This is a genomic window from Leucobacter sp. CX169 (genome assembly GCF_017161405.1).
In the GTDB taxonomy this organism is placed as follows: domain Bacteria; phylum Actinomycetota; class Actinomycetes; order Actinomycetales; family Microbacteriaceae; genus Cx-87.
Genome location: NZ_CP071051.1, coordinates 2,349,664 through 2,362,767, shown reverse-complemented (window position 1 = coordinate 2,362,767; position 13,104 = coordinate 2,349,664). Strand labels below are relative to the sequence as shown.

General features: G+C 68.0%; 14 protein-coding genes. 9 read left to right on the top strand and 5 right to left on the bottom strand.

Features of this window, described 5'->3' with window-relative positions; translation table 11 throughout:
- The first annotated feature begins 172 nt into the window (after positions 1-172).
- The gene (locus JW030_RS10795; RefSeq protein ID WP_188046245.1) at positions 173-2,281 is read left to right on the top strand and encodes a DEAD/DEAH box helicase; all 2,109 of its coding nucleotides are present in this window, start codon (positions 173-175) and stop codon (positions 2,279-2,281) included.
- 124 nt (positions 2,282-2,405) lie between these two features.
- Entirely contained in the window at positions 2,406-3,440 is a 1,035-nt protein-coding gene (locus JW030_RS10790; RefSeq protein ID WP_188046246.1) for a 6-phosphofructokinase, read from the top strand.
- Between the two features lie 9 nt (positions 3,441-3,449).
- On the opposite strand, the gene JW030_RS10785 is transcribed toward JW030_RS10790, so the two are convergent.
- Positions 3,450-3,671, bottom strand: coding sequence for a mycoredoxin (locus JW030_RS10785; RefSeq protein WP_188046322.1), 222 nt, complete (start codon positions 3,669-3,671; stop codon positions 3,450-3,452).
- 305 nt (positions 3,672-3,976) lie between these two features.
- On the opposite strand from JW030_RS10785, the gene JW030_RS10780 reads away from it, so the two are divergent.
- From JW030_RS10780 to JW030_RS10770, 3 genes are read left to right on the top strand one after another with little or no spacing between them, the layout of a single operon-like run.
- Entirely contained in the window at positions 3,977-5,278 is a 1,302-nt protein-coding gene (locus JW030_RS10780; protein WP_188046247.1) for an inorganic phosphate transporter, read from the top strand.
- Complete coding sequence (locus JW030_RS10775) at positions 5,278-5,571, top strand: hypothetical protein (protein WP_188046248.1); 294 nt, start codon at positions 5,278-5,280, stop codon at positions 5,569-5,571. Before JW030_RS10780 ends, JW030_RS10775 begins: the two co-directional genes overlap by 1 nt.
- A gap of 10 nt (positions 5,572-5,581) precedes the next feature.
- On the top strand, positions 5,582-6,991 hold the full coding sequence (locus JW030_RS10770) for an aldehyde dehydrogenase family protein (RefSeq protein WP_188046249.1): 1,410 nt from the start codon (positions 5,582-5,584) through the stop codon (positions 6,989-6,991).
- A gap of 34 nt (positions 6,992-7,025) precedes the next feature.
- Here JW030_RS10770 and JW030_RS13550 read toward each other — a convergent pair whose 3' ends face one another.
- Complete coding sequence (locus JW030_RS13550) at positions 7,026-7,244, bottom strand: hypothetical protein (protein WP_241095427.1); 219 nt, start codon at positions 7,242-7,244, stop codon at positions 7,026-7,028.
- Positions 7,244-8,218 carry a winged helix-turn-helix domain-containing protein gene (locus JW030_RS10765; RefSeq protein WP_241095426.1) on the bottom strand — a complete coding sequence of 325 codons (975 nt, stop codon included), beginning with the start codon at positions 8,216-8,218 and terminating at the stop codon, positions 7,244-7,246. The genes JW030_RS13550 and JW030_RS10765 overlap by 1 nt, the downstream gene beginning before the upstream one ends.
- A gap of 38 nt (positions 8,219-8,256) precedes the next feature.
- Here JW030_RS10765 and JW030_RS10760 point away from each other — a divergent pair, with 38 nt between their 5' ends.
- The gene (locus tag JW030_RS10760) at positions 8,257-9,477 is read left to right on the top strand and encodes an AI-2E family transporter (protein WP_241095425.1); all 1,221 of its coding nucleotides are present in this window, start codon (positions 8,257-8,259) and stop codon (positions 9,475-9,477) included.
- On the top strand, positions 9,474-10,718 hold the full coding sequence (gene ilvA / locus JW030_RS10755) for a threonine ammonia-lyase (RefSeq protein WP_188046251.1): 1,245 nt from the start codon (positions 9,474-9,476) through the stop codon (positions 10,716-10,718). The genes JW030_RS10760 and ilvA overlap by 4 nt, the downstream gene beginning before the upstream one ends.
- Before the next feature lie 72 nt (positions 10,719-10,790).
- Here ilvA and greA read toward each other — a convergent pair whose 3' ends face one another.
- Together greA and JW030_RS10745 are read right to left on the bottom strand one after the other, a co-directional pair.
- Positions 10,791-11,279 (bottom strand): transcription elongation factor GreA, encoded by a 489-nt coding sequence (greA, locus tag JW030_RS10750; RefSeq protein WP_188046252.1) that lies wholly within the window; start codon positions 11,277-11,279, stop codon positions 10,791-10,793.
- 99 nt (positions 11,280-11,378) lie between these two features.
- Positions 11,379-11,798, bottom strand: coding sequence for a DUF4307 domain-containing protein (locus tag JW030_RS10745; protein WP_188046253.1), 420 nt, complete (start codon positions 11,796-11,798; stop codon positions 11,379-11,381).
- Positions 11,799-11,887: 89 nt separating this feature from the next.
- On the opposite strand from JW030_RS10745, the gene mca reads away from it, so the two are divergent.
- Entirely contained in the window at positions 11,888-12,751 is an 864-nt protein-coding gene (gene mca, locus JW030_RS10740; RefSeq protein ID WP_188046254.1) for a mycothiol conjugate amidase Mca, read from the top strand.
- A gap of 3 nt (positions 12,752-12,754) precedes the next feature.
- Positions 12,755-13,093, top strand: coding sequence for a hypothetical protein (locus JW030_RS10735; RefSeq protein ID WP_206348560.1), 339 nt, complete (start codon positions 12,755-12,757; stop codon positions 13,091-13,093).
- The last annotated feature ends 11 nt before the right edge of the window (positions 13,094-13,104 follow it).

Genomic DNA, 13,104 nt, shown 5'->3' with positions numbered 1-13,104 from the left:
CAACACACGCTTGTCATCCTGTTAGGATCATCTCGAGGCCCAGCCCACACGCTTTCTTCGTGCCACCCGTGCGTTCGCGTTATTCGCAATGAACTCACGCCGTCTGGCTCGGGACGCGCCTCACCGCTCGCAGGGCCCTCTCGGGCCCGCGATCCCGCCAACCAGGAGATCCATGGCATCGTCGACCGCCGCGCGCTCGAACTCGGGCAAGCGCCGCCACACCCACAACGAGGGCATCATCCCGCTGCTTGCGCGCGCCGTGCGCGAGGTAGAGGCTTCTGCCCAACGTGGCAAGGCCACCCCCGCAAACCGCACCAAGTTTCACGTCATCGCGCTGCTCATGCGTGAGGAACGCGCTCGGGCAAAGACGGCGGAGGACCTGACCGACGCGGAGCGCGCCGAGACGCTGAAGCGCCTCGACGGCGTCGCGTCAATCCTGGCGAAGACGGCCGCGCGCGACACCTCGCTCATCACCCTGCTCGAGCCCGCAGCGCCCATTACCGAGGCGACCCGCGCGCTGAAGCGGAAGATGCTGACGTCGGCTGGCGTCGAGCTGCCCGTGGAAGAGACGGCCCCCGAGGTGGTGGCCCCGATCGTGCCTCCCGAGCTGGCGGAGCGTCAGGTCGAGCCCGCCGGCATCGAGGCCCGCCGCCGCTCAAACCCGTTTCTTGAGCCGCACCCGGCGCCCGCGGTACTGCCGACCCCGGTCGTGCGCCTCGCGAACTGGGAGCTGCTTGGGCCGCTCCTCAAGTCCTTCGAGCAGGGTGGGGCAAAGGCGTGCATGACGCTGCCCGAGCCGATGCTGCCCGATCGCCTTGCCCCGCGCGGCCAGGAGCTCATGCCGCACCAGGCACGATTCCTTGAGTCGGTGCGCGCCGGTCACCGGAGCTACTTGCTCGCCGACGAGCCGGGCCTTGGGAAGACCGCGCAGTCGGTCATCGCCGCCTCGGTCGCGAACGCATACCCCCTGCTCGTGGTCGTCCCGAACGTCGTGAAGATGAACTGGGCCCGCGAAGTACAGCGCTGGACGCCGCAGCGTCGCGCCACGGTCATTCACGGCGACGGCCAGGACATCGATGCGTTCGCAGACGTCTTCATCGTGAACTACGAGATCCTCGACCGTCACCTGAGCTGGATCTCCCGCTTCGGGTTCCGCGGCATGGTCGTCGACGAGGCGCACATGATCAAGAACGTGCAGTCGCAGCGCTCGCGTAACGTGCTTGCGATCGCCGACCGCATCCGCGCGAACACCCCCGGTGGGAACCCACTGCTCATGGCCCTGACCGGCACGCCGCTGATCAACGACATCGACGATTTCCGCGCCATCTGGCGCTTCCTGGGGTGGACGGACGCCGACAAGCCCGGCCCTCAGCTGCTCGCAGCGCTCGAGTCGAACGGCTACACGCCGGCCGACCCCGGCTTCTACCCGGCAGCGCGCGAGAGCGTGATCGAGCTCGGCATTGTCCGTCGCCGCAAGATCGATGTGGCCGCCGACCTCCCCGCAAAGCGCGTGGTCGACCTGCCGGTCGAGCTTGACGACGACATGGGCCGCGGCATCCGCGAGGCCGAGCGCGAGCTCTCCCGCAAGCTGCTTGAGCGCTTTGACCGGGCGAAGGGCGGCAAGCTCGGCCGTGAGCTCACCGACGAATCGATCATCCGCATGATCTCGGCGCAGGAGCTCGAAGAGTCAAACGCGCAGTCGGGCACCAACGTCTTTACGATGGTGCGCCGGATCGGCCAGGCGAAGGCCGGGCTGGCGGCGGACTACACCGCCCAGCTGGCGCACTCGGTCGGCAAGGTGGTCTTCTTCGCGAAGCACATCGACGTCATGGATCGCGCCGAGGCCCTGTTCGCCGAGCGCGGCCTCAAGACCGTCGCGATCCGGGGCGACCAGAGTGCAACGTTCCGGCAGACACAGATTGACGCGTTCAACCAGGATCCCAGCGTCTCGATCGCGGTGTGCTCGCTCACCGCCGCAGGTGTCGGGGTGAATCTGCAGGCCGCGTCGGACGTCGTCCTTGCCGAGCTCAGCTGGACCGACGCCGAGCAGACGCAGGCGATCGACCGCGTGCACCGCATCGGACAGGAAGAACCGGTCACCGCGTGGCGCATTGTCGCGGCGCAGACCATCGACGCGAAGATCGCCGAGCTGATCGACCGCAAGGCCGGGCTCGCCGGTCGGGCGCTCGACGGCGCGGAGGCCCGCCCCGACGACGCCGATTCGGTGCAGCTCGAGGCGATCATGCACGTGCTCCGGACCGCGATTCGCGCGCGAGCGTAGTTCCGACTCCGAACACAGAGGCGGCTGTTCCCGACACGGGACGGCCGCCTCTTCGCGTCTCGCCTCGCGAGCCTCGCCCGCGATAGTCTGGGCAGTCCGTGGACGCGGCACAGGAGGAAACGCAATGAAGCTTGGTGTGATCTGTTCAGGTGGCGACAGCCCCGGCATGAACGCCGCCATTCGCGGCGCGGTGCTGCGCGGCGTCGACGGGCTCGGGTTCGAGATGATCGGCTTCCTGGACGGCTGGCGCGGCTTCCACGAGGGGGACTGGGTCACGCTCGACCGCCTCGCGGTACGGGGCCTTTCTCCCATGGGTGGGGTCATGCTCGGCACGAGCCGGGTGCCGCCGTTCGAGAGCAGAGGCGGTACGGAGGCGGAGTACGACGCCCTGCGCGACCAGATGGAAGAGTACGGCCTCGACGGCCTGATCCTGATCGGCGGCAACGGCACGCAGACCGTCGCCCGGCTGCTCGACAGCGCCGGGATCAGGGTGATCGGAATGCCCAAGACGATCGACAACGACATCAGCGGCACGGATTACACGTTCGGCTTCGACACCGCCGTTTCGATCGCGACCGAGGCAATCGACCGGCTGCGCACGACGGGGGAGTCGCACCGCCGCTGCATGCTGCTGGAGGTGATGGGCCGCGATGCCGGCTGGATCGCGCTCCACTCGGCGATGGCTGGCGGCGCGCAGGTCACCCTGATTCCGGAGTTCCCCGAGTCCATCGAGGACATTTGCGCGTGGATCACCCACGTGGGGGAGCGGGGGCGCTCGTCGCTCGTGGTGGTGGCCGAGGGGTTCACGCTCGCGGGCGAAACGTCCGTCACCCGCCAGGGGCTCGACGGCTTTGGGCGCCCGCGCCTCGGCGGCATCTCAGAGGTGCTCGCGCCGCTCATCGAGGAGCGCACCGGCATCGAGACCCGAGCGACCGTGCTCGGCCACGTGCAGCGCGGTGGGGTGCCGACCGCGTTCGACCGCGTGCTCGCGACCCGGGTCGGCTTCGCCTCGGCTGAGGCCGTCTCCAGTGAGGACTGGGGCACCATGGTGGCGCTCGATGGCGACCGCATGCGCCTCATCCCGCTCGCCGAGGCGGTGGGCGAACTCAAAACAGTTCCCGCGGATCGATACACCGAGGTCCGGCGCCTGTTCGGCTAGGTGAGGCGGTTAGGCGAGCGCCGCCTGCACGTCCTTGAGTGACGGGTTCGTTGCCGAGGTGCCGTCCGGGTAGAGCACCGTGGGGACAACCTGGTTACCGTTGTTGATCGACTCGACGAGCTCTGCCGTTCCCGGCACCTCTTCGATGTTGATCTCGGTGTAGCCGATCCCCTCGCGATCCAGCTGCGTCTTCAGTCGTCGGCAGTAGCCGCACCACGTGGTGGAGAACATGGTGATGCTGCCGGCTTCGGGGATATACGAGGTGCTCAAGAGGGCCTCCGTCGGGGCTGGGTGTTTGCTGAACGTGATCGCGCGGTTTTCGGCGTTCTTCGCCGACTACAACGCCTTGAACCCGAGTCTATTCCGCGCGGCGCGCCGCCGTCTGAGCGCTGACTTGACCTGCGCCGAGTGAGATGAAACGATTTGCCTGGATCATTTCGGTTGCAACCCCATCCGGGTGAACACACGGTGACGTTTTCGTAAACGAATTCGTGACTTCGATCCGGACCCCCAGGCACCTCAAACGAAAGACGCCGGTGGAACTCACTCTTATCGTGATACTGGTCATTGGACTAGCTCTCTTCTTCGACTTCACGAACGGCTTCCACGACACGGCGAACGCTATGGCGACGCCGATCGCAACGGGCGCGTTGAAGGCGAAGACGGCTGTTCTCCTGGCTGCGATCCTGAATCTTGTCGGCGCGTTCCTCTCCACCGAAGTGGCGAAGACGATCTCGAGCGGCATCATCCGCGAGGGCGAGGGAGGCGTGCTCATCTCACCAGAGATGATCTTCGCCGGCCTCATCGGCGCGATCATCTGGAACCTGTTGACCTGGTTGTACGGCCTGCCCTCGAGCTCGTCGCACGCCCTCTTCGGCGGCCTGATCGGCGCCGCGATCGTCGGCGCAGGTTTCGCCGCGATCGATGGGGGCGTCTTCCTATCCAAGGTCATCATCCCGGCGCTCGCGGCCCCGCTCACCGCGGGCCTCGTCGCGTTCATCGCCACGAAGGTCGCGTACCGCATCACGAAGCGCAACGACGGTCGCAAGGACGGCCGCGGCCGCTTCCGCTACGCCCAGATTGCGTCCTCGTCGCTCATTGCGCTGGCGCACGGCACGAACGACGCGCAGAAGACGATGGGCATCATTACCCTGACGCTCGTCGCCGCCGGCCTCCAGGAGGCGGGCACCGGCCCGCACCTGTGGGTCGTCATCTCGTGTGCCCTCGCCATCGCAATCGGCACCTACTCGGGCGGCTGGCGCATCATCCGCACGCTCGGGGCAGGGCTCACCCAGGTCAAGCCCGCCCAGGGTTTCGCCGCGGAAACCTCCACGGCCGCCACGATCCTGGCCTCCAGCCACCTCGGTTTCGCGCTCTCCACCACCCAGGTGGCCTCGGGCTCGGTCATCGGCTCGGGCCTCGGCCGCAAGGGCTCCAGCGTGCGCTGGCGCACCGTCGGCAAGATCGGCCTCGGCTGGCTCTTCACGCTGCCCTCCGCCGCTGCGGTCGGCGCGGTGGCCGCGTTGATCGCCCACCTCGGCACGGTCGGCATTGTCATCGACTCGGTCCTCGGCCTCGCCGCGATCCTGTTCATCTTCTGGCGTTCAGCGCGAAACAAGGTCGACCACACCAACGCCATCTCGGACGTGGCGGAGTCGGGCTACGCGGTCCGCATTCGCAAGCGCAAGATTCGCCGCGTGCCGACTGAGACCGGGACGATTCCGCCCCTCACCTCGCTGGCGCAGACCGCGGTGCGCGAGGACAAGGCCGCCAAGGAAGCCGCGGGAGTTGCCGCTGATGAAGCGCGCGCCGCTGAGCAAGAGCAGGAGAAGCGCTGATGATCGACTGGATGGCATTTGTCGCAGTGTTTGTCGCCGCGCTGGTATCCGCGCTCGTCGTGGTCTCGTTGTACTCGTTCGGGATTCGCTTCCTTGCGGTTCCGACCCCGCCAGCGCCCCAGCCGGATGGCACCTTCGCCCCGAGCGGACCGTCGCGCGACGACGAGGACGACGACGTCGACGACCATGACCGGCCCCGCTGGGCAACGATCGCTGCCTACACGTGCTTCGCACTCTCGGCGGCCTGCGTACTCGGTGGAATCTATCTGATCGTTCCTGCCCTACACGGCTAGCATGGGTGGCATGACGCCCCAGGCCCATGCCACCACCGGAATTCCCGAACTCGTACACTCGCTGCGCGAGAGCTTCGCGAGCGGCCTGACTCGGCCGCTCGCGTGGCGTCGCGCCCAGCTCGACGGAATGCGTCGCATGCTGCTCGAGTGCGGCGACGAGTTTGAGCGCGCGCTGAGGGAAGACCTGGGCAAGTCAGGCACAGAGGCGCAGCTCACCGAGATCGGGTTTCTGCTCAGCGAGATCTCGCACACGCTGCAGCATCTCGCGGCTTGGACCCGCCCGCGCCGGGTGGCCGTCCCGCTGGCGATCCAGCCCGCGAGCGCCCGCGTGCGCCCCGAGCCGCTCGGCCTTGCGCTGATCATCGCGCCGTGGAACTACCCGCTTATGCTCGGCCTCTCGCCCCTCATCGGTGCGCTGGCGGCCGGTAACGCCGCGATCCTGAAGCCGAGCGAGCTGGCCCCCGCGACCGCCGAGGTCATCGCGCGACGGCTGCCCGAGTACGTTGACCGGCGCGCGGTATCGGTCGTCACGGGCGATGCCGCGGCCGCGACCGCACTGCTCGCGGAGCGGTTCGACCACATCTTCTACACCGGCAACGGCCGGGTGGGTCGGATCGTGGCGCGGGCGGCCGCCGAGCACCTCACCCCAATCACGCTCGAGCTGGGCGGAAAGTCGCCGGTGTACGTCGATGCTTCGGTCCCGCTCGCCGAAGCGGCGAAGCGAATCGCCTGGGCGAAGTACATGAACGCCGGCCAGACCTGCGTCGCGCCCGACTACGTGCTCGGCACCGCGGCAGTGTTGCGCGCGCTCGGCCCGTTGCTCGTGGAAGCGATTCACGAGCTCTATGGCAACGCGGCTGAGAGAAACCCCGACTATGGCCGTATCGTGACCGACAGCCACTTCACGCGGCTCACGGGGTATCTGTCGGACGGCACCGTGTTGGCGGGCGGCCGCAGCGATGCGGCGACGCGCTTCATCGAGCCGACCGTGCTGGGCGGCGTGGCTCGCGACTCGTCCGTCATGACGGACGAGATTTTCGGCCCGATCTTGCCCCTGGTCGAGGTCAGTGGCCTCAGCGACGCGATCGACTTCGTCGTGGGCCGCGACAAGCCGCTCGGGGCGTACGTGTTCAGCGACGAGCCCGAGGTGCGCAGGCGCTGGGAGCTCGAGACGAGCTCGGGCGCGCTCTGCTTCGGCGCTCCCGTGCTGCACCTCACCGTGCCCGAGCTCCCCTTCGGCGGCGTCGGCGAGAGCGGTATGGGCGCCTACCACGGCGAGCGTTCGTTCCGCGTCTTCAGTCACGAGAAGGCGGTGCTGTCTAAGCCCCTGCGCCCGGACACACTCGCGCCGACCATCATGCCGCCCTTCACCTCGGCGAAGGACACGATTGTGCGGCGCGTGCTCGGCAAGCTGCGCTGATCGGGCGGGCGGGCGCCCGGCAGGATCCTGCCGGTTACGACTCGAAGTGTGCGGGGAGCGGAAGGTTGCCGACGCCGCTGACGCTCACCCGGTCGAGGCCCTGCCAGGACGCGGCACGCGCCAGCAGGCCCTGCGCGACCTCGGCGGTGTGCGCCGGCGCACCGTCCTCCTGCCACGCCGCCTGGACCAGTAGCGCGCGGCCCGCCCGGTCGGCCTTGAGATCGATGCGGCCGACCAAGCGACCCCCGACCATCAGGGGAGGCAGTAGTAGCCATATCGGCGCTGTTCTTTCGGGGTGTAGATCTCGATGCGGTAGTGAAAATCGAAGAGGCGCTCGGTGCGCGGGCGGAACCAGCAGACCGGGTCGAACGGGGTGAGCAGCGCGTCGGGCGCGAGCCGGGCGGGCACTCGCGCGTCCCGGTGCATCCACGCCGGAAGCGGCGTGCCCCCAGGAGTCGTCCAGCCCGCTACCGCGACGGGGACGAGCGTCCCCGCATCCTCGAGCGCGCGTGCCGCGACGCGAGCCTCGGCGACCTTGAGACGGTGGTAGTCGGCCAGGTCGGCGAGGGTCGCGACCCCCAGCGAGCGGGCGGCGCGCTCGACGAGTGTGCGCTGCGCGTCGGCCCGGCTTGGCGGCTGGGCGAGGGCCGACTCCGGCAACGCGCGCTCGGCGAGGGCGTAGCGGCGTTCGAACCGCTCTCGGCCCGCGGACACCACCTCGCCCCAGGCGAACAGGCGCTCCACCGCGAGCTTCGTGTCGCTCCAGTCCCACCAGGGGCCACGTGACTCGCGCGGGCCCTCCTCGAGCTCGCGCACGAACTGGGGCCCGCCGTCCGCCAGGGCGGAGCGCACGCGGGCGAGCGTCGCCCCGTGTGCCTCGAGAAAGCCCTCCCGCAGGTGCCGGGCCCGATAGTCGTCCATGCGCCAGGCAAAGAGCGGGCGATCGTTGACCGCGATGAACGCGGCCTCGTGCGCCCAGTACTCGGTGAAGTCACCGCTTTTCCAGAGGAGCGTATCGAGCGCCTCGGCCGAATATTCGCCGTGGCGCGAGAATACCGGCAGGTAGTGGCTGCGGGCGAAGACGTTGACCGAGTCGATCTGCAGCACGTGCAGTCGCTCGAGCGCCGGGTCGAACGGGCGCCTCGCGCGCAGCCTCGGCGTGCCCGCAAAGCCCTGCGCGGCGAGCGCGATCCTGCGGGCCTCGGACGGGGTCAGGGAGTCGCGCATCACGGTACGGTAGCACGCGCCTCGCTAGGATGAAGCTCGTGAATGATTCACCGTCAGTGGAACCCAGCGCCGAGACGCCTGCCCAGCAGGATCCGGGGGCAAATGCTGCCAGCGCGCTGCCGCTCGGGGTGCGCATCGCCGCCGCCTGGTCCTGGCGCCTGATCTTGATCGCCGCGGCCGCGGCCGTGTTCATCTGGCTCATCGTCCAGGTGCGGTTCATCGTCATTCCGGTGCTGGTCGCGATCCTGCTCACCGCCCTGCTCGCGCCGATCGTGCATCGCTTCGTGAAGTGGGGGCTGCCGCGATGGATGGGCGTGCTGACGGCCCTCGTGGCGTTGCTCAGCGCGGTCTCGATGCTCGTCTTCCTCATCGTCACCCAGTTCCGCAGCGGCTTCTCGGACCTCGCGAAGCGATCCGCCGGCGCCATCAACGACCTCGCGCACTGGCTGGAGAGCGGCGTGCTGGGCCTGAGCGCCGAGCAGGTGCAGGACTACATCGACAAGCTCGTCACCTCGATTCAGGCCGACTCCGGTGTGATCTGGAGCGGGGCGCTATCGGTCGGCACGACGGTCACCCAGGTGATCGCGGGGATGCTCCTCACCCTCTTCAGCCTCATCTTCCTACTCATCGACGGCAAGCGCATCTGGTACTGGGTGCTGGGCTTCCTCCCCGCGGGCGCACACGCCGCGATCGATGGCGCAGGCCGCTCCGGCTGGGTCTCGGTCGGGCAGTACGTCCGTGTGCAGATCTTCGTCGCGTTCGTCGACGCGGTCGGCATCGGCATCGGCGCTGCAGTGTTGCAGGTCCCGCTCGCGATCCCGCTCGCCGTGCTCGTCTTCCTCGGCTCGTTCATCCCGTTCCTGGGAGCGATCGTGACGGGGGCTCTGGCCGCCTTCGTCGCGCTCGTCTACAACGGCCCGGTCAACGCGCTCATCATGCTGGGCGTCGTCGTATTGGTGAACCAGGTTGAAGGGCACATCCTGCAGCCGCTCGTCATGGGCAACGCGGTGCGCGTGCACCCGCTCGGCGTCGTGCTCGCGGTGTCCACCGGCGCGCTGGTCGGCGGCATCCCCGGCGCGCTCTTCGCCGTGCCGCTTGTCGCCTCGGCGAACTCGATCGTCAATTATCTGGTGTCGGGGAAGTGGAAGGGCGAGCCGGATCCGGTCGCCGCGTTCCACGCCGATTACAAACGCGAGCACGATGTGCGGGCGAGAGCCCGCCGCATCAAACGCTTGATCTCCAAGGAGGAAACAGAATGACCGAAGCGTTCCGCACGCCGACACTGGCCGACTTTGAGCGGGCGCGCGCGATTGTGGAGCGGGTCACGCAGCCGACTCCGCTCGAGTCGTCGCGCTACCTGGCCGAGGTGCTCGGGGTACCCAAGGTGTACCTCAAGTGCGAGAACCTGCAGCGCACGGGGGCGTACAAGCTCCGCGGCGCGTACAACCGCCTGACCCAGCTGAGCGAGGCAGAGCGGGCCGCAGGTGTCGTCGCCGCGTCCGCCGGGAACCACGCCCAGGGCGTTGCCTTCGCGGCGCGTGAGCTCGGAATCAAAGCCACCATCTTCATGCCGCGCGGTGTCGCGCTGCCCAAGCTGCAGGCGACCCGGAACTACGGCGCCGAGGTCGTGCTCGAGGGAGACGACTTTGATGCGTGCAGCGCCGCGGCGCAGGCATTTGTGCAGGCGACGAACGGAACCTTCATCGCGCCGTTCGACGACGATGCGGTCATCGAGGGTCAGGGCACGGTTGCACTAGAGATGCTCGACGTCGCCCCGGACATCGAGACGCTCGTCGTCCCGATCGGCGGCGGCGGGCTGATCTCGGGCGTCGCGGTCGCCGCGAAGCTGCGCGCCCGCGCCGAAGGACGCCCGATGCGCGTCATCGGGGTGCAGGCGGAAAACGCCGCCCCGTACCCGCCCTCGATCGAGGCCGGGCACCCGGTCACGATCAAGACCCGCTCGACGATCGCCGATGGTATTGCCGTTGCGCGACCCGGAGAGCGCAACTTCGCACTGATCCGCGAGTTCGTGGACGAGATCGTCACCGTGAGCGACGAGGACATCGCTCGCGCGATCCTCGTCCTGCTCGAGCGCGCGAAGATGGTCGTCGAGCCGGCCGGCGCGGCAGGGGTCGCCGCAATGATCACGGGGAAGATCAAGGCGACGGGCGTCACCGCGACGATTCTGTCGGGCGGCAACATCGACCCGCTGCTCCTGCAGCGCGTGATCGGCCACGGCCTCGCCGCCTCCGATCGCTACATGAAGCTGCGCATCTCGCTGCCCGACCGCCCGGGCCAGCTCGCGCGCACCGCCGAGATCGTGTCGGCCGCGAACGCGAACGTGGTCGAGGTGCTGCACACCCGGCACGGCACGGGGCTGCCCATCAGCGATGTCGAGCTCGAGCTGCACGTCGAGACGCGCGGCACCGAGCACGGTGAGGAGCTGCTGCGCATCCTGCGCGCCGAGGGCTACGAGGTCCGGATCGGCGAGCGCTACTAGCCTTGCGCTGAGACAGATACGGCGCGGCTCCCACTCGGGAGTCGCGCCGCATCTCGTTCGCCGGACTGAAAACTAGCCAGCGTAGGTGTCGACCGCCAGAATCTTGACGTCGATCGTCTTGCCGTTCGGGGCGACATAGCTGGACTCGTCGCCGACCTTGAGGCCCAGGATCGCGGTGCCCAACGGGCTCTCCGCGCTGTAGACGTCGAGGCCCGAATCGCCAGCGAGCTCGCGGCTGCCGAGCAGGAACTTCTCGGGATCGCCGAGGACGTTTGCGGAGATGACGGTGCCGACCTCGACCACGCCGTGGCTCTCAGGCGCGGCGCGCACGACGGCGTGCTTGAGCAGCTCCCCGAGGTCGCGGATGCGCGCCTCAAGCTTGCCCTGCTCGTCCTTGGCGGCGTGATAGCCACCGTTCTCCTTGAGGTCGCCCTCTTCGCGGGCAGCCTCGATGCGCTTCACGATCTCGGTACGGCGCGGTCCGGTGAGCTCGTCGAGCTCGAGCTGGAGACGATCAAACGCCTCCTGGGTCAACCAGGTTGCTGTGGGCAATGCGGCCATGCTGGGATCCCCTTTCTTGACAGTGTCGGGTTCGCTCGCACGAGTGTGAGGGACGAACGGAATGCGCCCCGGGAAAACCCGGAGCGCAGCAGCAGACTATCAGGACTGCTCAGGGATCCAACAGTGGTTGACGGTTCCGGTTGTTGCCGGATTGGTCGTCACGAGCGACTCCGTGACGGTGCGCGTGCGCTCTGAGGAGGCGGGTAGCTCGGTGAACTTCCAGCCGACCGTGGCGTACGAGGTGTTCAACGCCTCGACGGCGCAGAGCACGGTTGTCTCGGGCGGTGCGGTGACCTCGAAGGTCACCGTGACCGTCCGGTCGTCCGGCATCGAATGCGCCAGATCGCGGAACTCGAGCTTCGAGGAATCGTTCCATCCGCTGAAGGCGAGAAACGCGATGCCGCCCGCGACGAGCAACCCGCCGGCGACGTATCCGATCCGTTTGTCCAGTCGACGAGAACGCCCGGTGCCATAGCGGTCCTCAAGGGACGCGGCCTGGGCTTCCGCTGGAACTGACACGCGAACCTCCGATGTGGACCAAGTAGAGTGAGGGGTCGGTATCCAGGCTACCTGGCGACACCCGAACGCCCCATGAGAGAGGGATGCGGATGACCCCCAGACTGATCGCGGTGCACGCGCATCCTGATGACGAATCAAGCAAGGGCGCGGCGACCTACGCGCACTACGTCGATCGCGGCGTCGAGGTGCTCGTGATCAGCTGTACCGGCGGCGAACTCGGCGACATTCTGAACGAGCTCGTCGCTCGCGACCCGAAGTCGCGTCGAGACCTGGCGGGCCTCCGGCGTGATGAGATGGCTCGGGCGCGCGAGATCCTGGGCTTCGAGCACCGCTGGCTAGGCTATCGCGACTCAGGGCTCCCCGAGGAGGGCGAGACGGTACCGCCCGGATCCTTTGCGGCGATCCCGATCGAGCTCTCCGCCGAGGTGCTCGTGCGCGTCGTGCGCGAGTTCCGGCCCCACGTCATGATCACGTACAACGAGATCGGTGGCTACCCGCACCCCGATCACATTCGCTGCCACGAGATCAGCAAGTTTGCCTACGACTTCGCGGGCGACCCCGAGGTGTTCCCCGAGGCCGGCGAGCCCTGGAACATCGAGAAGCTGTACTACGAAGAGATCTTCAACTCCGAGCGCATGCGCCACGTCGGCGAGCTGGTGCGCGAGCGCGAGCCCGACTCCGAGATTGCCCGCCAGTTTGCCGAGCTCGAGGAGTGGCTGGGAAACCGGCCCTACAGTGCGACCGCCCGCGTCGATGTCGGCGATTTTTTTGAGAAGCGCGACGACGCGCTGCGCGCCCACGCGAGCCAGGTGCCGCCAGACAGCAGATTCTTCTTCTGGCCGAACGACCTACAGCGCGAGGCGTGGCCATTCGAGGACTACCGCCTGGCGGCCAGCCGGGTGCCCACCGCTGAGTTTGAACACGATCTGTTCGAGGGAATCAAGGAGGAGTAAGTGGTGAACTTCGTCACCGTATTCGCTGCCGAGGAAGTGCCGGTGTACGACCCGGACAAGGTCACGCCGGGAGTGCTCGGGTTTGCTGCGATCGCGCTCGTCGCGGTCGCCGTGATCTTTCTCTTGCTCGACATGAATCGCCGTGTCCGCCGCATTCAGTTCCGTGAACAGGTCCGTGAGGAACTCGCACAGGAGGTCGCCGATCGCGACACGCAGTCCGCCGACGGCGCGGATCCTGCCCCCGAGGAAGCCGCGAGCGCCGAGCCTGCGGACGCGGCGGAAACTCGCGCATCCGACGCGGCAGACCCAGACCAGAACCCGCAGGACAACGCCGGGCGCTAGCCCGGCCACAC